Origin of the sequence: Paraburkholderia tropica (assembly GCF_014171495.1) — a bacterium.
Classification (GTDB): domain Bacteria; phylum Pseudomonadota; class Gammaproteobacteria; order Burkholderiales; family Burkholderiaceae; genus Paraburkholderia; species Paraburkholderia tropica.
The window spans coordinates 1,221,766-1,241,029 of the sequence record NZ_CP049135.1 but is presented as its reverse complement, the minus strand read 5'-3'; the positions used below and the strand labels follow the sequence as shown (position 1 = coordinate 1,241,029).

Annotated in this window: 19 protein-coding genes; 14 read left to right on the top strand and 5 right to left on the bottom strand. The window is 65.7% G+C overall.

Translation table 11 applies throughout. The features are described from left to right. Nucleotides 1-94: 94 nt before the first annotated feature. The 3 genes from frc to G5S35_RS20340 are packed head-to-tail and all read left to right on the top strand — an operon-like array spanning nt 95 to nt 3,256. Nucleotides 95-1,342, top strand: coding sequence for a formyl-CoA transferase (frc, locus tag G5S35_RS20350; RefSeq protein WP_065057600.1), 1,248 nt, complete (start codon nt 95-97; stop codon nt 1,340-1,342). Nucleotides 1,343-1,386: 44 nt separating this feature from the next. Continuing rightward, a complete protein-coding gene (locus tag G5S35_RS20345; protein WP_110326030.1) occupies nt 1,387-2,220 on the top strand; it encodes a fumarylacetoacetate hydrolase family protein in 834 nt (277 codons plus the stop codon). A 46-nt stretch (nt 2,221-2,266) separates the two neighbouring features. After that, the gene (locus G5S35_RS20340; protein WP_065057601.1) at nt 2,267-3,256 is read left to right on the top strand and encodes a hypothetical protein; all 990 of its coding nucleotides are present in this window, start codon (nt 2,267-2,269) and stop codon (nt 3,254-3,256) included. 109 nt (nt 3,257-3,365) lie between these two features. On the opposite strand, the gene G5S35_RS20335 is transcribed toward G5S35_RS20340, so the two are convergent. Together G5S35_RS20335 and G5S35_RS20330 are read right to left on the bottom strand one after the other, a co-directional pair. Next, nucleotides 3,366-4,310, bottom strand: coding sequence for a LysR family transcriptional regulator (locus G5S35_RS20335; RefSeq protein WP_065057602.1), 945 nt, complete (start codon nt 4,308-4,310; stop codon nt 3,366-3,368). Next, nucleotides 4,307-4,552 carry a hypothetical protein gene (locus G5S35_RS20330; protein ID WP_183038914.1) on the bottom strand — a complete coding sequence of 82 codons (246 nt, stop codon included), beginning with the start codon at nt 4,550-4,552 and terminating at the stop codon, nt 4,307-4,309. Before G5S35_RS20330 ends, G5S35_RS20335 begins: the two co-directional genes overlap by 4 nt. 129 nt (nt 4,553-4,681) lie before the next feature. Between G5S35_RS20330 and oxlT the strand changes: the two genes are divergently transcribed. Then, nucleotides 4,682-6,010, top strand: coding sequence for an oxalate/formate MFS antiporter (gene oxlT, locus G5S35_RS20325; protein WP_065057603.1), 1,329 nt, complete (start codon nt 4,682-4,684; stop codon nt 6,008-6,010). A gap of 21 nt (nt 6,011-6,031) precedes the next feature. Further along, nucleotides 6,032-7,138: a LysR family transcriptional regulator gene (locus G5S35_RS20320; RefSeq protein ID WP_110326032.1), complete on the top strand. Its 1,107-nt coding sequence runs from the start codon at nt 6,032-6,034 to the stop codon at nt 7,136-7,138. 128 nt (nt 7,139-7,266) lie between these two features. Here G5S35_RS20320 and G5S35_RS20315 read toward each other — a convergent pair whose 3' ends face one another. From G5S35_RS20315 to gltS, 3 genes are all read right to left on the bottom strand, one after another. After that, nucleotides 7,267-8,244 carry a 2-dehydropantoate 2-reductase gene (locus G5S35_RS20315; protein WP_065057604.1) on the bottom strand — a complete coding sequence of 326 codons (978 nt, stop codon included), beginning with the start codon at nt 8,242-8,244 and terminating at the stop codon, nt 7,267-7,269. Nucleotides 8,245-8,456: 212 nt separating this feature from the next. Then, nucleotides 8,457-9,077 (bottom strand): LysE family translocator, encoded by a 621-nt coding sequence (locus G5S35_RS20310; protein ID WP_183038913.1) that lies wholly within the window; start codon nt 9,075-9,077, stop codon nt 8,457-8,459. A 104-nt stretch (nt 9,078-9,181) separates the two neighbouring features. Further along, nucleotides 9,182-10,387 carry a sodium/glutamate symporter gene (gltS, locus tag G5S35_RS20305; RefSeq protein WP_176079663.1) on the bottom strand — a complete coding sequence of 402 codons (1,206 nt, stop codon included), beginning with the start codon at nt 10,385-10,387 and terminating at the stop codon, nt 9,182-9,184. 274 nt (nt 10,388-10,661) lie between these two features. On the opposite strand from gltS, the gene G5S35_RS20300 reads away from it, so the two are divergent. From G5S35_RS20300 to G5S35_RS20260, 9 genes are all read left to right on the top strand, one after another. Next, nucleotides 10,662-12,077, top strand: a complete 1,416-nt coding sequence (locus tag G5S35_RS20300) for a DUF2252 domain-containing protein (RefSeq protein WP_065057607.1) — start codon at nt 10,662-10,664, stop codon at nt 12,075-12,077. A gap of 165 nt (nt 12,078-12,242) precedes the next feature. Continuing rightward, nucleotides 12,243-13,127 (top strand): LysR family transcriptional regulator, encoded by an 885-nt coding sequence (locus G5S35_RS20295; RefSeq protein WP_065057608.1) that lies wholly within the window; start codon nt 12,243-12,245, stop codon nt 13,125-13,127. Nucleotides 13,128-13,162: 35 nt separating this feature from the next. Continuing rightward, nucleotides 13,163-13,960 carry an SDR family oxidoreductase gene (locus G5S35_RS20290; protein ID WP_065057721.1) on the top strand — a complete coding sequence of 266 codons (798 nt, stop codon included), beginning with the start codon at nt 13,163-13,165 and terminating at the stop codon, nt 13,958-13,960. Nucleotides 13,961-14,085: 125 nt separating this feature from the next. Next, on the top strand, nt 14,086-14,298 hold the full coding sequence (locus G5S35_RS20285) for an oxidoreductase-like domain-containing protein (protein WP_110325915.1): 213 nt from the start codon (nt 14,086-14,088) through the stop codon (nt 14,296-14,298). A 30-nt stretch (nt 14,299-14,328) separates the two neighbouring features. Continuing rightward, complete coding sequence (locus G5S35_RS20280) at nt 14,329-15,222, top strand: NAD-dependent protein deacetylase (protein WP_065057610.1); 894 nt, start codon at nt 14,329-14,331, stop codon at nt 15,220-15,222. Between the two features lie 106 nt (nt 15,223-15,328). Then, complete coding sequence (locus tag G5S35_RS20275) at nt 15,329-15,946, top strand: pyridoxamine 5'-phosphate oxidase family protein (protein WP_124260608.1); 618 nt, start codon at nt 15,329-15,331, stop codon at nt 15,944-15,946. 98 nt (nt 15,947-16,044) lie between these two features. Next, nucleotides 16,045-16,698, top strand: coding sequence for a DUF938 domain-containing protein (locus G5S35_RS20270; RefSeq protein WP_074981390.1), 654 nt, complete (start codon nt 16,045-16,047; stop codon nt 16,696-16,698). 138 nt (nt 16,699-16,836) lie between these two features. Next, nucleotides 16,837-18,249 carry an NADP-dependent phosphogluconate dehydrogenase gene (gene gndA, locus G5S35_RS20265; RefSeq protein ID WP_065057612.1) on the top strand — a complete coding sequence of 471 codons (1,413 nt, stop codon included), beginning with the start codon at nt 16,837-16,839 and terminating at the stop codon, nt 18,247-18,249. 247 nt (nt 18,250-18,496) lie between these two features. After that, a complete protein-coding gene (locus tag G5S35_RS20260) occupies nt 18,497-18,823 on the top strand; it encodes a DUF4148 domain-containing protein (protein WP_065057613.1) in 327 nt (108 codons plus the stop codon). Nucleotides 18,824-19,264: the final 441 nt, after the last annotated feature.

The window sequence follows — 19,264 nt, the reverse complement described above, 5'->3', positions numbered from 1 at the left end:
GCGATGAACGCAACATCCGGCGACCGCCCCGGCGCCTTTGCAACCTGACGATTTCGAACTCTCGCCCGGCCACGATTAAACAAGGAGACATGACATGGGCAAGGCACTGGATGGTGTGCGCATTCTCGACTTCACGCATGTGCAGTCGGGCCCGACCTGCACGCAACTGCTCGCCTGGTTTGGCGCCGACGTGATCAAGATCGAGCGCGCTGGCGCCGGCGACATCACGCGTGAACAGTTGCGCGATATCCCCGACGCGGACAGCCTCTATTTCACGATGCTGAACAGCAACAAGCGCTCGCTCACGCTCGACACGAAGAACCCGGAAGGCAAGCGCGTGCTCGAACGGCTGATTCGCGAATGCGACGTGCTCGTCGAGAACTTCGCGCCCGGCGCGCTCGATCGCATGGGCTTTAGCTGGGAGCATATTCAGTCGCTCAATCCGCGCATGATTCTCGCGTCGGTGAAGGGCTTCGGCGCGGGGCCGTACGAGGACTGCAAGGTCTACGAGAACGTGGCGCAGTGCGTCGGCGGCGCGGCCTCGACCACGGGCTTCGACGATGGTCCGCCGGTCGTGTCCGGCGCGCAGATCGGCGATAGCGGTACGGGTCTGCATCTCGCGCTCGGCATCGTCACGGCGCTGTTTCAGCGCACGCACAGCGGACGCGGCCAGAAGGTGCTCGCCGCGATGCAGGACGGCGTGCTCAACCTCTGCCGCGTGAAGCTGCGCGATCAGCAGCGCCTCGATCGCACCGGTGTGATGAAGGAGTATCCGCAATATCCGAACGCCGGTTTCGGCGATGCGGTGCCGCGCGCGGGCAACGCGTCGGGCGGCGGTCAGCCGGGCTGGATTCTGAAGTGCAAGGGCTGGGAAACCGATCCGAACGCGTACATCTATTTCATCGCGCAGGCGCCGGTGTGGGACCGCATCTGCAAGCTGATCGGCCGCGAGGAATGGATCGACGATCCGCGCTACGCCACGCCGAATGCGCGCCTGCCGCATCTGAAGGAGATCTTCGCGGAGATCGAGCACTGGACCATGCATCGCAGCAAGTTCGAAGCGATGGCCGCGCTCAATCGCCACGACATTCCGTGCGGCCCGATTCTCTCGATGAAGGAAATCGCCGCCGACGAATCGCTGCGCGCGAGCGGCACGATCGTCGAGGTCGAGCATCCGGTGCGCGGGACCTATCTCACGGTCGGCAATCCGATCAAGCTCTCGGACAGCCCGACGAACGTGACGCGTTCGCCGCTGCTCGGCGAGCACACCGATGAAGTGCTCGCGGAATTCGGCTACAGCGAAACCGAGATCCACTCGCTGCGCGCGGCAGGCGCGCTCTGAGCGGCGAAGCGTGCACATGCACACATGACACGATGGAGCAAAGCATGGATACATGGATGCGCTTGATGGCCAACGACGGCAGTATCGTGTTTGGCCGCGTCGAAAACGGTTATCTGCACGAATACGAAGGACTCGATCAACCGGTGCCCACGGGCGCGGTGCTGTCGTTGCGTGCGCTCACGCCGCTCGCGCCTTGCGCGCCAGGCAAGGTCGTCGCACTGTGGAATAACTTTCACGCGCTCGCGTTGAAGCTGGAAAAGCCGGTGCCCGAGCATCCGCTTTTCCTGATCAAGCCGGCGAGTTCGGTGATCGGTTCGGGCGATGCGATTCGCCGTCCTGCTCACTATGCGGGCAAGATCGTGTTCGAAGGCGAATTGGGCATCGTGATCGGCAAGCGTTGTCGCGATGCGAGTCTCGAAGAAGCCGAGGCGTCGATCTTCGGTTACACGATCGTGAACGACGTCACCGCTGCGGGCCTGCTCGCCGAGAATCCGCACTTCCCGCAATGGTGTCGCGCGAAGGGTTTCGATACGTTCTGTTGTCTGGGGCCGGCGATCGTGTCGGGTTTCGACTGGCGCAGCGCGCGCGTGGTGACGCGGCTAGACGGCGTGGAGCGGCAGAATTATCCGCTCGACGACATGGTGTTTTCGCCCGCGCAGCAAGTGAGCCTGATTTCGCAGGATCTCACGCTCGAACCGGGCGACGTGATTGCGTGCGGCACGTCGCTGGGCGTGGGCTCGATCGGTGAGGGCGCAACGGTCGAGGTGACGATCGAAGGGATTGGCGCGCTCGTCAACGCGCTGGGCGTGCCCGTGCGCGATCGGGCCGATGCGGCGCAATCCGCAAACGAACGCGAGAAACCCGCTGTGGTGTGGTAATAGCGACGACGCGTGCGGCCACGCCGCCGACGCGCGAGGAGGAGACATGCCGGAGCAACTGGCGGGCGAGATGGCGTGGCTGGGCGGCGGCGTGCTGTTCGCCTGGCTCGTCTGTGCACTGGCGCAACTGGCCGCGCTCGCGCCCGCATGGGCGCGGCGCGAGCCTGCGCGCGCGAAGCCGCGATGCCGTCGTGCGCAAGACGAAGTCAGCAAACCTGCGCGTCACGCGGCCTTCGCTATTGCGTTCGCGCTGCTGTTGACGATTCCGCCCGGTGTGCTGGCGGCATCGCTCATGCATGGCGCGGCGGCGGTGGCTGTCGTCGAGGCGGGCGTGATGGCGGGACTGTGGCTCGGCGCGCGCCACGATTTGACGAAGCGCGCGCGCGTGGCCGGCGTGGCGGGATGCTTGCTCGGCGCGAGCGCGATGGTCGCGGCGTTCGCGAGTTGTCTGCTGTGGCCCGCGCAAAACGTTGTCGAACGCGTCACGCTCTATGCGGGCGCGACGTTCGGCGCGCTGCTGTTCGGCGCAGCCGCGTGTGCCTGGTCGCTGAGCGCTCGGGGTAAAGCGATCAGGCGTTGGCGTGCGCGTGCGCCGGCTCGAAACAGCGACGTGATTCTGCACGCCGCGGCGATCGTGCTCTGTGCGGCGCTCGGCTATGGCTTCGCGATTGAGCGGATTGGCGCGTCGGCGGAATTCGGCGCGTCGGTGCTCGTGGGCGCGTGCGTGTTATGCGCCGCGCTGGGCGTGCGTCTGATGGGCGGCGCGCGACGGCGCTCACCGCACGCGCGTCAACACGCGCTGTTCGCGCCACCCGCTCCACCTACACATTACGCGCGGTTCGCAGGCGTCCCCGACGAATGGCTCGTCGCCGCCTTCGACAGCAACGCGAGCGACGCCGCGTATTTCGATACGTGGAGCGCCGACTATGCAACGCCGCCCGAATGGGCGCGCGCCGCGCAGCACGCTTCGCAGCATATGCCGCGTCGGCGGCGTAGTCGTCATCGCGCGCTCAGGCAACGCCAGGGGCCGCATTGATTCAAGCGAGTTGAAGGTGGCGTGCATTCATCGCCATTCTGCGCATTCACGCCTTCGATCACGCGAATCATTCAGCGCAATCAATAGATTCGCGCCGATCTATCTCTCCTTACTTATGGAAAGTCGATTCGGAGACGCGTGTAATGTTTTCGATAAGTTGCGCGCCTTCTTCCATCAGGAAGCGTTTGAAGGCCAGCGCGACGGGCGGCAGACGCTTGTTCTTGCGATGCACCACATACCAGTTGAGCATGACCGGAAAGCCCTCCACGTCGAGCACGACGAGGTGGCCGACCTGCAATTCGAGGCTGATCGTATGCGCCGATAGAAACGCGATCCCCATGCCGGCGATCACGGCCTGCTTGATGGTTTCCGTGCTCTGGATTTCCATCGCGATCTTGAGGTTGGTGATCTTGCCCGCGAAGCCTTCTTCCATCGAATTCCATGTATCCGAGCCGCGCTCGCGCACGATGAAGGCCTCGTTGGCGAGCGTGCTGAGCTTGATGCTGCGCTTGTGCGCGAGCGGGTGCGAGGGCGCGGCGACGATCACATAGGGATGCGGCGCGAAGGGCTCGTTGATGGCGTCGGTGGTATGCGGCGGACGCACCATGACCGCGAGATCGGTCTGATTGCTCGAGAGCTGATGCAGCAATTGCTCGCGGTTGTGCACCGAGAGATTGAGCGTGACGCCTTTGTAGCGGCGCGTGAATTCGGCGAGCAGACGCGGAAAGAAGTAGTCGCCCGCGCTGATCACGGCCACGTTGAGCTTGCCGCCGGAGACGCCCTTCAACTGGCTCATCGCCTCGTCGACTTCATGGAACTGCTGAATGATCGCGCGGCTGTAGTGCAGCATCTCGGTGCCCGCGGGCGTGAGATAGATCTTCTTGCCGAGCTGCTCGAAGAGCGGCAGACCCGCGTGCTCTTCGAGCTGGCGGACCTGCGTGGAAACGGCCGGCTGCGTGAGATGCAGCTCTTCCGCGGCGCGCGAAAAACTGAGGTGGCGTGCGACGGTTTCGAACACCTTGAGCTGGCGCAGCGTGGCATTTCTCATGGTCATGGCCGATCCATAAAGGATGGTGAATCAACATAATAACAAACTTTAATTGTGACTAATCGAACAATCACCCTAGCATGAGTTGAAAGGAGTCCGAATGCCAATGGAACGGTGTGCGGGTTAACGCGTAAAAACGCGAAAAAGTGCCTTTTAAAGCGGGAAAACCCGTAGTCGGTGGCTTCTGTATCGGCGTATTCAGGCAATTCATGGAATTGTCGAATGAAAGGGAATTCACGAATTTCCATTCGATTTTTCGTGTGCTGTTTCGAATGGAATTCAGAAAGTAAGCAGGGAAGAATTAAAACGATAAGTAAATATCTATGCAGGCCGGCGAAAGTACCGGCATCCATGAATGGATAGCGGAGACAAGCGAGATGAATGCAATCAGTCAGAGGAGCGAGGGCGGTCCGTTCTGGACGAACCGCTGGTTTCAACTGGTGGTGGGCATGCTATGCATGGCACTCGTCGCCAATCTGCAGTACGCGTGGACGTTGTTCGTCGCGCCAATGAATGCGCGTCACCACTGGGGGGAAGCGTCCATTCAGCTGGCGTTCTCCATTTTCATCCTGACTGAAACCTGGCTCGTGCCGATCGAAGGCTGGCTGGTCGACAAGTTCGGCCCGCGTCCGGTCGTGATGGTCGGCGCGGTCTGCGCGGGCCTCGCCTGGGTGCTCAACTCGTACGCGAGCACGCTGCCGATGCTGTATGTCTCCTCGGTGATCGCGGGCATCGGCGCGGGCGGCGTGTACGGCACCTGCGTCGGCAACGCGCTCAAGCTGTTCCCGGATCGCCGCGGTCTCGCGGCGGGCCTGACGGCGGCGGGCTTCGGCGCGGGCGCGGCGGTGACGGTGATCCCGATCGCCAACATGATCACGCGCTCGGGCTACGAGCACACGTTCTTCTTCTTCGGCATCCTGCAGGGCGTATCGATTCTGCTGCTCGCGCTCGTGCTCGTGAAGCCTGTGACGCGCGCCGGCGCCGCGGCGGGCCGACGTCTCGTCACGCGTGTCGACTACACGCCGGGGCAGATGGTCCGGCAGCCGGTGTTCTGGCTCATCTACGTCTCGTTCGTGGCGGTGGCGGCGGGCGGCCTGATGGCCACGGCGCAGATCGGACCGATCGCGAAGGACTGGGGCCTCGCGCGCATTCCGATGACCGTGTTCGGCGCGACGCTGCCGCTGCTCACGCTCACGCTGTCGATCGATAACATCTGCAACGGCTTCACGCGTCCGTTGTGCGGCTTCATCTCCGACAAGATCGGCCGCGAAAACACAATGTTCATCATCTTCACGGGCGAAGGGCTCGCGCTGCTCGGCATGATGCAGTACGGCACGAACCCGTATGCGTTCATGACGTTCGCCGCGCTCATCTTCCTGTTCTGGGGCGAGATCTTCTCGATCTTCCCGGCGATCTGCGCCGACACCTTCGGCAGCAAGTACGCCGCGGCCAATGCGGGCACGCTCTACACCGCGAAGGGCACGGCCGCACTGCTGGTGCCGGTGGCCTCGGTGCTCTCGGCGACGGGCGGCTGGAGCGCGGTATTCATCGCCTCGGCGGTCATCACGATCGCGGCCGGTGTGAGCGCCAAGTTCATCCTCGCGCCGATGCGCCATCGTCTGATCGAGCAGAGCGACGAGCACTCCGCCACGCTCGCGACGAATCCCGCCGGGCTGCAAAGCTGGCCCAACCGCAGCGGCGAATGACGAACGGGCGGCACGATGTCGATGAACGTATCGCTTCAGCAACTCAAGGTGTTCGTCGCCGTGGCGCGCGCGCGCAGCTTCACGCGCGCCGCGCGCGAATTCGGGCTCACGCAGTCGGCGGTCAGCCGCTGCGTGCGCGAGCTCGAAGAAGCGGTCGATCTCAAGCTGTTCGATCGCACCACGCGTCAGGTTGAACTCACGGTCGCCGGCAGCGGGTTCGAGCGGCGCATCGGGCGTCTGCTCGACGAGATCGACATGGCGCTTTCCGAAGGCCGCGACGCGCATCAGGCCCATAGCGGCGTGGTGCTCGTCGCGAGCAATCCCGTGCTTTCCTCGGGCTGGGTGCCCGCCGCGATGGCGCGCTGCGCCGCGGCCTTTCCCGCGCTCACGCTGCAATTGCAGGACCTGCCGCAAGCTGCCGTGTTGCAGGCCGTCGAGCAGGGCGAGGCCGATTTCGGCGTGATCGCCGATTGCGTGCCGTTCGCAAGCGGCAATCTCGACGTGCAGCCGCTCAGCGCGACGCCGCTGTGCGCCGTGCTGCCCGCGCAGCATCCGCTCGCCTTGCAGGGCGCGTTGCGCTGGGACGATCTCGCGCGCGAGCCGCTCGTCACGCTCAATCGCGATGCGGGCTGCCGCGCGGCCGTTATGCGCGCGCTCGAAGGTTTGCGTCCCGAGGGCCGTCCGTTGCAGGAGTTCGCGCATGTGGCGGGCGTGGCGCGCATGGCGCAGCTCGGCATGGGGATCGGCGTGCTGCCGGTGTGCGGCGACGATGGCCGCGATGGACGCGTAACGGGCGATGCCGCGGGACTTTCATCGAGCGCCGCGTGTCACTGGCCCGCGCCGCCGGGACCGCTCGTCACGCGCGTGCTGCATCCGGTCGTGCAGGTGAGCACGATGCTCGTGCGGCGGCGCAATCGTTCGCTGCGTCCGTGCGCGCAGGCCGCGTGGTCGCAGTTCGTGAGCGATGGCCGTACGACGGCATCGGATGTCGTGTCGAATTCAAGCGACGCGCTGGCCGACAATCGCGCCGCTCGCGCGCGCAGCAACGACGCCAGCGAATCCCGGCGGGGTGCCGCGCTGTTCGAAAGCGCATTGCGCGCCTCGCGCGAGCAGGCGCGCGTGGAGTGATCCTCGCTGGCGCTGTCTGCGTCGCTGTCTGAGTTTCGCACCTTCGCACACTTTCCCGCATCGGCAACAAAAAACGGACCGCATCTTCATGCGGTCCGTTCGTTTTAGCGCTTGAAACAGGGTGTTTTCTACGCCGCCAGCTTCGCCATGCGTTCGCGCTGCTTGATGAGTGCGAGCACGGTGTCGATGGCGGGCGTGGGCTCGCCCACGAGCAGGCCCATCTCCTGCACGACGGTCAGCAGCGGATCGATTTCCAGCGGCCGCCCCTGTTCGAGATCGACGAGCATCGAGGTCTTGTGCGCGCCCACCGCGCCCGCGCCGTTGATCCGCCGCTCCAGATCCACGCGGAAGTGCACGCCGAATTGCTCCGCGATGCGCTGGCCTTCGAGCATCATCGTGCGCGCGACGGCGCGCGTGGCCGGATCCTGCGTGATGACGTCGAGCGTCGCGTGCGTGAGCGCGCTGATCGGATTGAAGCAGAGATTGCCCCACAGCTTGAGCCAGATTTCGTCGCGGATATCGTCGCGGATCGGCGCGTCGAAGCCGGCCGCCGTCATCGCTTCATGCAACTGGACGATGCGCGGCGTGCGCTCGCCCGACGGTTCGCCGATCGGAAACTTCTTGCCGTACACATGGCGGATCAGACCCGGCTCGTCGATTTCGGCGGCCGGATAGAGCACGCAGCCGATGGCGCGCTCGGGCCCGAGGCGCGTCCATTGCGAGCCGTCCGGATCGATGCTTTCGAGCCGCGTGCCTTCGAACTTGCCGCCGTGACGATAGAAGTACCAGTACGGAATGCCGTTGGTGCCCGTGACGATGGCCGTGTGCTTGCCGAGCAGCGGCTGCATCGAGTCGATTACGCCCGCCACCGAATGCGCCTTGAGCGTGACGATCACCACGTCCTGCACGCCGAGTTCGCGCGGATCGCTCGTGCAGCGCACTTTGGCGACGTACTCCTCGCCGTCCATCAAGAGGCGCGCGCCGCGCTCGCGCATGGCGGCCAGGTGCGGGCCGCGCGCGACGAAGCTCACGTCGGCGCCCGCGCGTGCGAGCTGCACGCCCATCATGCCGCCGATCGCCCCCGCACCGAAGATGCAGATCTTCATATCTATTCCCCAATGACGTTGAAAACCGCGTGTCCGCTCGATGGCCGCAAGCGTCGTGTGCCGTGCGTTCAATACGCATGCACGCCCGCGCGAGGGACGATGATTCGAGCATAGGGGCTGCCGTCGATTAACGACAGTTAAAGTTTCTCGCCAAAATCATCAGCGAAACGTTATGGATGACGGGTGCGAAAAGCGCCTTGCCGGACGCGTTTTCAGCCGCGCCGGACCAGCAGAAAACTCACGCCGATCGCACCGAGAAACGCGCCGCATGTGCGGTTGAACCAGCGGCGCACGACGCTGCGCGTGAGCCAGCGCGCGAGGTACATGCCGGCGAGCGAGTAAAGCGCGATGGCCACGGTTTCGAGCACGAGAAAGCTCGCGCCCAGCACGCCGAACTGCGCGAGCATCGGCTTCGTCACGTCGACGAATTGCGGCAGAAAGGCCGTGAAAACCAGAATCGCCTTCGGGTTGCCCGCCGCCACAAGACACTCGCGCCAGGCGAGCCGCGCGAGCGTGGCGTCGCTGTCGAGCTTCATGCCGATGGGCGCGTCGTCGCTGCGCCAGAGTTGCACGGCGAGCCACACGAGATAGGCCGCGCCCGCGAGCTTGATCGCGAAGAATACGGCTTCGGAGGCGCGCAGCACGACCGCGAGGCCGGTGGCCGCGAGCGCGATCATCGCCGCGAAGGCCAGCAGCCGGCCAAGGCCGCCCACGAACGCGCGCGCGAAGCCGCGGCGCGCGGCCACGTTGATCGACAGCAGGTTGTTCGGCCCTGGCGCCATGTTCAGCGCGAAGCAGGCGGGCAGGAAAAAGAGCCAGGCGGAGAAGGACATGATCGTGCTCGATGAGGACTCGCGCGAACGCGCATCCGCCGATTCTAACGCGCCGCCGCGCGCCGTCTCGTACGCGCAAAAATCACGCGAATTTCACGCGGCGATCACGCGAAAAACGGCAACGCGAGAAACAGCTTGATGACGATGGCGTTGGCGATATCGATGAAGAACGCGGCTACCATCGGCACGACGAGGAAGGCCAGATGCGAGTGGCCGAAGCGCGCGGTCACGGCCTGCATGTTGGCGATGGCGGTGGGCGTCGCGCCGAGGCCGAAGCCGCAATGCCCGGCGGAGAGCACGACGGCGTCGTAGTTGCGGCCCATCACGGGGAAAGTCACGAACAACGCGTAGAGCACCATCATCACGGTCTGCGCGACGAGGATCGAAAACACCGGCAACGCGAGCGCGGCGAGATCCCAGAGGCGCAGCGTCATGAGCGCCATCGCGAGAAAGAGCGCGAGGCTCACGTTGCCGATCAGCGCGACCGCGTGTTCGGCGACGGGGCGGCCCATGAACGCGAGCGCGTTGGCGAGCAGCACCGCGATGAACAGCGTGCAGACGAAACCCGGCAATTCGAACGGCGTGCCTGCGATCCATCCGGCGATCACGTCGCCCGCGGCGAGGCTGATGGCGATCAACGTCAGCGTTTCGATGAAGACGGCGGGCGTGGTCGCCTGTTCGGCTTTGGGTTCCTCGAAGGCGTAGGGCGCGTCGGCGGGGGCGTCGGCATCGGCCGTGTTGTCCGTGTGGCCGATGCGTTTGAGCAGGTGCTGCGCGACCGGGCCGCCGAGTATGCCGCCCATCACGAGGCCGAACGTCGCGCACGCGATGGCCGCTTCGGTCGCCGATTGCAGGCCGTGATGCTCGGTGAAGACCTTGCCCCACGCGGCGCCCGTGCCGTGTCCGCCCGCGAGCGAGACGGAGCCGCCGAGCAGCCCGAACAACGGATCGACACGCATCGCGAGCGCGAGTCCGATGCCCACGACGTTCTGCAACACCAGCAGGCCGATCACCACGGCGAGAAAGCGCACCAGCATCGGGCCGCCGGATTTCAGGCTCGCGAGATTGGCGTTCAGTCCGATGGTCGCGAAGAACGCGAGCATCAGCGGCGCTTGCAGCGAGGCGTCGAAGCGTACGTCCACGTGCACGAACGTATGCAATCCGAACAACACGAGCGCGACGACGAGGCCGCCCGCGACGGGCTCGGGAATCGTCCATTTGCGCAGCAGCGGCAGCGCGGCCAGCAGCCGGTTGCCGAGCAGCAGGACGAGCGACGCGGCGACGAGCGTTCCATAGACACCGATATTCATGCGGGCCTCGTGATGCAACGATGGCGTGGCGCGTCGGCGCGCAGGCCGCGCCGTCCCCGAAAGCTCAATGCGCACGGTACACGAGCGTCGCGCGCGTTGCGCGCACGTTGCGCAGCGCTTTGGCGCGATGCGGACGGGCGGCCGCGGCAACCGTGCCGCGCTTGCGCAAAAGGGGGCCGCACGCTTAAATACGGCTGGCGCGGCGCGCCTTTGCGGACACGCCGATGCGGCGCGCATCACGGGTCGTCACTCTCATCCGGAACGGGAGCCGTTCATGAATGGAAAGACCGTTGCAGAACGCGAAGCGGCCGGGCGCGCCGCGCGCGAGCGGGCGAAGCGTTCGAGCCACAAGCAGACCGGCGAGCTGCATCGCGATCCGCTCAAGCTGCTGGAAGCGAGCAGCGAGGGCCGCGTGCCGAACCTCGTGCCGCTGCGTTATGGCCGCATGATCGTGTCGCCCTTCACGTTCTTTCGCGGCAGCGCGATCCTCCAGGCGCACGATCTCGCCCACGTGCCGAACACCGGCATGGTCATGCAGATCTGCGGCGACGGCCATCTGCTCAACTTCGGCGGCTTCGCCACGCCCGAGCGACAACTCGTGTTCGATCTCAACGACTTCGACGAAGTCGCGCCCGGCCCGTGGGAGTGGGACCTCAAGCGCCTCGTCGCGAGCTTCGTGGTGGCGGCGCGGCACATGCGCTATTCGCGCGGCGTGGCCGAGGATCTCGTGATGACGGTGGTGAACACCTATCGCGACCGCATGCGCCAGTACGCCGACTACGGCGCACTCGAACTCTGGTACGACAAGATCACGTTCGACCGCATGGTGGAGACGGCGCTCACGCCCGAGGGCCGCCGTCTGATCCGGCGCGGCATGGAGAAGGCGGCCGGGCGCACGCACGAAAGCATGCTCGAAAAGCTCGCGCATCGCGACGACGCGTCGGGCCACTGGATCGTGCGCGACGCGCCGCCCGCGCTTTTTCACGTGCACGGCCCGAACTCGCTCTACGAAGCCGAGGACAACTGGCTCACCTTCGACGACTGGCGCACACTCATCACGCCCACTTACGAAGCCTATCTGAAGACGCTCGCGCCCGACCGCCGCGAACTGCTCGAACACTTCGCGTTGCAGGATCTCGTCTTCAAAGTCGTGGGCGTGGGCAGCGTGGGCACGCGCTGCCTCGTGATCCTGCTCGTCGATCATCACGGCAAGCCGCTGTTCCTTCAGGTCAAGGAGGCGCGCCGCTCAGTGATCTCGCAGTTTTTCAAGTCGCCGCCGTTCAAGCACGAAGCCGCGCGCGTCGTGCAGGGGCAGCGCCTGCTGCAGGCCGCGAGCGATATCTTTCTCGGCTGGTCGACGGGGCCGTCGGGGCGGCACTTCTACTTCCGCCAGTTGCGCGACATGAAGCTTTCCGTCGATCTCGAACTGCTCGACAGCACGCTGCTCGCGGGCTACGGACGCCTGTGCGGCTGGGCGATGGCGCGCGCGCATGCGAAGTCGGGCAACGCGGCGATCGAGATCGCTTCGTATATCGGACGCAGCGATCAGTTCGCCGAAGCGCTCGTGGGTTATGGCTTCGCCTACGCCGATCAGGTCGAGAAGGATTACGACCTGTTTGTGAAGGCTGCGCGCAGCGGCAAGATCCGCGCGCGCAGCGACGAGGACATGGCCGCCGATTTCCGCGTGTGAGGGTGCGTCGATCGGTGCGGAACGCGGAGTACGCCGGGCGCTCGACGGGCACGTCGTCGGCGCTCGCATTCGCGTGTGCGCGCTGATCCACGCTGATCCGCACGCGCGAACGCGCTATCCTTGCGCTTTTGTTCAGCCGCACGCGGACCGTGCGGCCCGCGCCTCATGCGTCTACGCCACATCGAAGTCTTCCACGCGATCATGCGCACGGGCTCGCTGTCGAAAGCCGCCGAGCTGCTGTGCGTGTCGCAGCCCGCCGTGAGCAAGGTGCTCGCGCATGCCGAGCGCAGCGCGGGCCTCAAGCTGTTCGCGCGCGCGCACGGCCGGCTCCAGCCGACACGCGAAGCCGAACTGCTGTTCGCCGAAACCCAGAAGCTGCAAACGAGCCTCGACAGCATCCGCGACCTCGCGCGCAATCTCGCGCTGCAACCGCAGGGGCTGCTGCGCATCGGCTGTCTGCCGAGTCTGGGTTTGAGCCTGATTCCGCAGGCCGTGCAGGCGTTTCGCGCCAGCTATCCGGAAGTCTCGCTGCAGATCCAGACGCGTCACACCAACGAGCTGTTCAACGCGCTGCTCACGCGCGAACTCGACGTGGGCGTGGCGATCAATCCGCCCGCGCGGCCCGGCATCGCCTCGCTCGAACTCGGGCGCACGGCCGTGGTCTGCGTCGCGCCGCCCGACGAACCCACGCCCGCCGATGCACCGCTCGCGCTGCAGGACGTCGTCGCGAGCGACTGGATCAGCATCGGCAATGTCGATCCGCTGGGCGAGACCATCGGGCATCTGCTCGAAACGCAGGGCGTGGAAGGGCGGCTCGCGGTGGTCGAAGCGCAGACCTGGTATGTGGCGCGTTCGCTGGCGGCGCGCGGCGTGGGGCGCGTGTTGCTCGACGAAATCACCGCGAAGAGTGCGGGCGAACCGGTCGCGATCCGTCGCGTGGAACCGGCATTGAGCGTGGGCGTGTTCGCGCTGTGGCGCGACGGCGGCATGGATTCGCAGGCGGGCAACGCGTTCGTCGACGTGTTGCGCGCGGGTTTCGCGCAGGCTTGAAGGTCAACAACATCGAAGCAAACGAGGCGGGAACGATGACAGAGTCAACGCAGGAAATCACCCAGGACCGTGGACAAAACACCGCTCGCAAGGTGGCGATCGTGACGGGCGCGGGCAGCGGCATCGGCCGCGCGTGCGCGCGCAAGCTGCTCGCGAACGGCTACGCGGTCGTGCTCACGGGCCGCCGCGCCGAGCCGCTCGACGCGCTCGCCGCCGACGCGCGCGCGGCGGGCCAGGAAGCGCTGGCCGTGCCGTGCGACGTCAGCGACGCGGCCGCGGTCGAAGCGCTGTTCGACACGGTGCGCCAACGTTATGGCCGCCTCGATCTGCTGTTCAACAACGCGGGACGCAACGCGAAGGCCGTCGATATCGACGAGTTGTCGGTGGAAGACTGGCGCGCCGTGGTCGATACGAACCTGACCGGCGTGTTCCTCTGCACGCGCGCGGCGTTCGCCTTGATGAAGCGGCAGAACCCGCAAGGCGGCCGCATCATCAACAACGGTTCGATTTCGGCCCACGCGCCGCGTCCGTTCAGCATTGCGTACACGGCGACCAAGCACGCCATCACCGGGCTGACGAAGTCGGTGTCGCTCGACGGACGGCGCTACGACATCGCCTGTGGGCAGATCGACATCGGCAATGCGGGCACCGAGATGGCCGAGCGCATGGCGCGCGGCGTGCCGCAGGCCAATGGCGAGATCGCCGTGGAGCCGCTGATGGATGTGGAACTCGTCGCCGATGCGGTGCTGCACATGGCGCAGTTGCCGCTGGCCGCGAACGTCCAGTTCATGACGATCATGGCCACGAAGATGCCGTTCGTTGGGCGAGGATGAGTGTGCGTAGCGATACGTAGACCGATTTAGCCGTTGGCGCGCAAGGCGTGCGGGCGGTGGGGCGCCCGCACGCGCAAACGCGCGCTCCCGTATACTGGACGCCGAATCATTACGACGTTCGCCCCATGTCTTTGCCTTTACATCCCGAGGACGACCCGCGCCCGGAACCGCCCGAGCGGCCCAACGACGGCGACTGCTGCCAGAGCGGCTGCAGTCCCTGCATCTTCGATCTCTACGCCGAAGAGGTGCAGCGCTGGCGCGAAGCGCTCGCGGCGTGGGAAGCGCGCCAGGCGCCCCGCCACGCGGCAGAGGCCGCCGAGGCCGAACCGCCGCGCTGAGCGGCGCGCCCCACACTACGCCGAGCCGTCATGTCCGAATCCCTCGATCTTCCCGCCGCCGCCTCTGTCGTCACCTCTGCCGTCAAGCCCGCTGATGCACTCACGGCGCTCGATGCGCTCCAGGCGTTCGCCGAGCGCCATCCGCGCCTGTTCGTGCTGACCGGCGCGGGCATCAGCACGGATTCGGGCATCCCCGGCTATCGCGATGAAAACGGCGCGTGGAAGCGTTCGCCGCCCATCACGCTGCAGGAGTTTCTCGGCTCGGACAGCGCGCGCCGCCGCTACTGGGCGCGCAGCATGCTGGGCTGGCCGACCGTCGGGCTCGCGCAGCCCAACGGCGCGCATCGCGCGCTCGCGCGGCTCGAAACGGCGCGGCGCGTCGGCACGCTCGTCACGCAGAACGTCGACGGCCTGCATCAGCGCGCGGGCAGTCATGGCGTGATCGAGCTGCACGGCAGCATCGGCCACGTGCATTGCCTCGCCTGCGGCGCGCAGTACTCGCGCGCCTCGATCCAGCCGCAACTGGAGGCGCGCAATCCGGCGCTCGCGGGCGCGTTCGCGGAACCGGCCGCCGACGGCGACGCCCATCTCGACTTCGATGGCGAACACGCCTTCGACATTCCCGCATGCGACGCTTGCGGCGGCATGCTCAAGCCGTCGGTGGTGTTTTTCGGCGAGAACGTGCCGCGCGAGCGCGTGGCGGCGGCGTCGGCGGCGCTCGACGAGGCCGACGCGGTGCTCGTGGTCGGTTCGTCGCTGATGGTGTATTCGGGCTATCGCTTCTGCGCGTGGGCGCAGCAGCGCGGCAAGCCCGTGGCCGCCATCAACCTCGGCAAGACGCGCGCCGACCCGCTGCTCGCGCTGAAAGTCGAAGCGCCGTGCGCCGCGACGCTCGACGCGCTCGCCGCGCGGCTCGGCGCCTGAATCGCGCCGTTTTTCATCGCCGATCACGGGTGCTTATTGGCGTTCATCGGCGCTCATTGGCGTTCTTGCGCCGCAAGCCGCCAGGAAATCGAGAGGACCCCGACCGATGCTGACCACGACCGACGAACTCGAAGCGCACTACGGCACGCCGCACGAGCGCGCGCTGCGCAAGGAAATCGACCACGTGAACGCGGATTACCGCCGCTTCATCGAGCTGTCGCCGTTCGTCGTGCTCGCGACGGGCGGCCCGGACGGCCTCGACTGCTCGCCGCGCGGCGACGCGCCGGGCTTCGTGCGCGTGCTCGACGAGCGCACGCTCGCGCTGCCCGACCGGCCCGGCAATAATCGCGTCGACAGTCTGCGCAACGTGGTGGCCGCGCCGCAGGTCGGCCTGCTGTTCATGGTGCCGGGCGTGGGCGAGATGCTGCGCGTGAACGGCCGCGCGCGCGTGAGCGTCGAGGCCGGGCTGCTCGACCATTTCGCCGTCGACGGCAAGCCGCCGCGCTCGGTGTTGCTGATCGACATCGAGAGCGCCTATTTCCACTGCGCGAAGGCGATCGCGCGCTCGCATCTCTGGGACGCGTCGCGCCACGTCGAGCGTTCGCAGTTGCCGAGCGCGGGCGACATGTTGCGCCGCGTAAACGACGAGCAATACGGCGAGTCATTCGACGTCGAGCGTTACGAGGCCGATCTCGCCGAGCGCATGAAGAAAACGCTTTATTGAGCGCTTGCGGTGTCGTCTCCACTTTCGTCTGCATGTTCGCCCGCGTATTCGCCTGCATGTTCGTCCGCAATCAGCGCCACTCTTTTTTCCCGCTTCAGATGACCGATTCCGTTTCAAGCTCCGCTTCCACGCCGCGCCCCGAGCGCCTGCACGCGCCCGCCGCCGAGCGCAACGCCGCGCCGATCCTCGACGTGCTGCGCAGCGCCTTGCCCGCGCGCGGCACCGTGCTTGAAATCGCGAGCGGCACCGGCCAGCATGCGGTGCATTTCGCGTCGGCGCTGCCCGGCGTCGACTGGCAGCCGAGCGACGCCGATCCGCGCGCCCGCGCTTCGGTGTCCGCGTGGCGCGCACACACCGGGCTCGCCAATCTGCGCGAGCCGCTCGATCTCGACGTGCGCCGCGAACCCTGGCCGATCGGCGAGGTCGATGCCATCGTCTGCATCAACATGATTCATATCGCGCCGTGGGAGGCCGCTGTTGCGTTGCTGAAAGGCGCGGGCGCGCGGCTTGCGGTCGGCGGCGCGCTGGTGCTGTACGGTCCGTACCGGCGCGGCGGCGCGCATACGGCGCCGAGCAACGCGGCCTTCGACGCCGATCTGCGCGCGCGCGACCCGTCCTGGGGCGTGCGCGACATGGAGGCCGTCGAGGCGCTCGCGGCCGCCGAAAGGCTCGTCTGCGAGGCCGTGGTGGCGATGCCGGCGAACAATTTCAGCCTCGTTTTCCGCAGGCAGGCGGCGGCGGGCCGCGAGTAGGCGATAATCGCGGCCCTCGGGCGGGATGCCGTGCGCGCCATCGCGCAGCGCACGGGCGTTTCCCTTATGCTTGCACGATCGACGCGCTGCGCGATGCCGCGCGTGCGTCACCCCAATTGATTGAAGTGGAGAGTCAACATGAGCAAACAGGCAATCGGCGTGGTGGGTCTGGCCGTGATGGGACGCAATCTTGCGCTCAACATCGAAAGCCGCGGCCATGCGGTGTCGGTGTTCAACCGCAGCCGCGAGAAAACCGATGAGCTGATCGCTGAATTCCCCGAGCGCAAACTCGTGCCGGCCTACACGCTCGAAGAGTTCGTGGCGTCGCTCGAAAAGCCGCGCCGCATTCTGCTGATGGTCAAGGCAGGCGAACCGACCGACGCCACCATCGCCGCACTCAAGCCGCTGCTGGAGAAGGGCGACATCCTGATCGACGGCGGCAACACGCATTTCACCGACACGATCCGCCGCAACCAGGAACTCGCGAAGGCGGGCCTGCATTTCATCGGCACGGGCGTGTCGGGCGGCGAGGAAGGCGCGCTCAAGGGCCCGTCGATCATGCCGGGCGGCCAGCGCGACGCTTACGATCTGGTCGCACCGATCCTCACCGAAATCGCGGCGAAGGCGCCGGCGGACGGCGAGCCGTGCGTGGCCTACATGGGTCCGGACGGCGCGGGCCACTACGTGAAGATGGTCCATAACGGCATCGAATACGGCGACATGCAGTTGATCGCCGAAAGCTACGCCGTGCTCAAGCAGGTGCTCGGCCTCTCGAACGAGGAACTGGGCGAGGTCTACACGGAGTGGAACGCGGGCGAGCTGGACAGCTACCTGATCGAAATCACCTCGAAGATCTTCCAGAAGAAGGACGACGAAACCGGCCAGTATCTCGTCGACGTGATCCTCGATCGCGCGGCGCAAAAGGGCACCGGCAAGTGGACGAGCCAGAACGCGCTCGACCTCGGCGCGCCGCTGCCGCTGATCACGGAAGCCGTGTTCGCGCGCGTGCTCTCGTCGCTGAAGACGCAGCGCGTGGCGGCGAGCAAGGTGCTCGCGGGCCCGGACGCGAAGCCGTTCGCGGGCGACCGCAAGGCGTTCATCGAGTCGGTGCGCCGTGCGCTGTATTTCTCGAAGGTGATCTCGTACGCGCAGGGTTTCGCGCAGCTGCGCGCCGCTTCGGACGAGTACAAGTGGGATCTGCAATACGGCACGATCGCCAAGATCTTCCGTGCGGGCTGCATTATCCGCGCGCGCTTCCTGCAGAAGATCACCGACGCCTACGCGAAGAACGCGCAGCTCGACAATCTGCTGCTCGATCCCTATTTCAGCGATATCGCCGCCAACTATCAGGCCGCGTTGCGCGACGTGGTGGTCGAAGCGGTGAAGGTCGGCGTGCCGGTGCCGGCGTTCTCGTCGGCGGTCGCGTACTTCGACGCGTATCGCTCGGAGCGCGTGCCCGCGAATCTGGTGCAGGCGCAGCGCGACTTCTTCGGCGCGCACACGTTCGAGCGCATCGACAAGCCGGGCAGCTTCCACGCCGACTGGTCCTGATCGCCCGCTGCGTGCGCCTGTCAGCGGGCGTTGCGTCGGCGGACTGAGGGGCTATCGGCCCGATAGTTTTTGCGGGCTTTTGTCTGAATAAAAGGGGAACCTTCCGGGTTCCCCTTTTTTGTTAACGATTTTGCAACGGTGTTTTTTGTTATTAGGGTTTTCCCTAGATCAAAGAAAGGCCTAGACTTTCATCAAGCGCTGAGGAAAACAGAGCCCAAAGCGCAAAAAAACAGATGGAGGTTAGATCATGAACAAGCTTATTCCCGCCGTTGTCGTTGCAGCAGCACTGGCCATCCCGGCGATCTCGTTCGCCCAGTCGAGCCAGCAAGGTCTGACCCGCGCACAGGTCCGCGCGGAGCTCGTCGAACTCGAGCAGGCCGGTTACAACCCGTCCGCCGATCATGTGAATTACCCCGAAAACATCCAGGCCGCTCAGGCCCGCGTGAACCAGGAAAAGCTGGCGAACGGTGAAACCAGCGGTTACGGCGCGCCGGCAGTCGGTACGTCGCAGTCGGGCGCCCCGGTGCAGCCCGCGCATGTCGCCCCGTCGCAAGCCGTGTATTTCGGCCACTAAGTTCGGGCGTGAAGTATCCGTGAGATCGCCTGACGCGGTCTCACCATCAAGGCAGTGAAGCCAGGCAGTGAAGCCGTCGAAGTTGTTGTGAGTTGCGAGCAGAGAGCAGTTGTTGTTTGTTGTGGATGTAGAAGTTGCAGGTGCAGGACCTCAGTACGTAGTTGCAGTATGTAGTTGCAGCAGGCAATAGAAGTAGCAGTGCGTAGTTGCAGGTCGATGTAAGCAGCAAGAGGTTGCAGTTTGCAGTGAGCAGTTGCTGTAGAAGTTGCAGGTCGAAGTAAGCACACAGAGGTGCAGTACGCAGTAGAGGTTGTAGTAGGCAGTTGAAGTTGCAGTGCGCAGTAGAGGTTGCAGCAGGCAGTTGAAGTAGCCGTACGCAGTAGAGGTTGCAGCAGGCAGTTGAAGTAGCCGTACGCAGTAGAGGTTGCAGCAGGCAGTTGA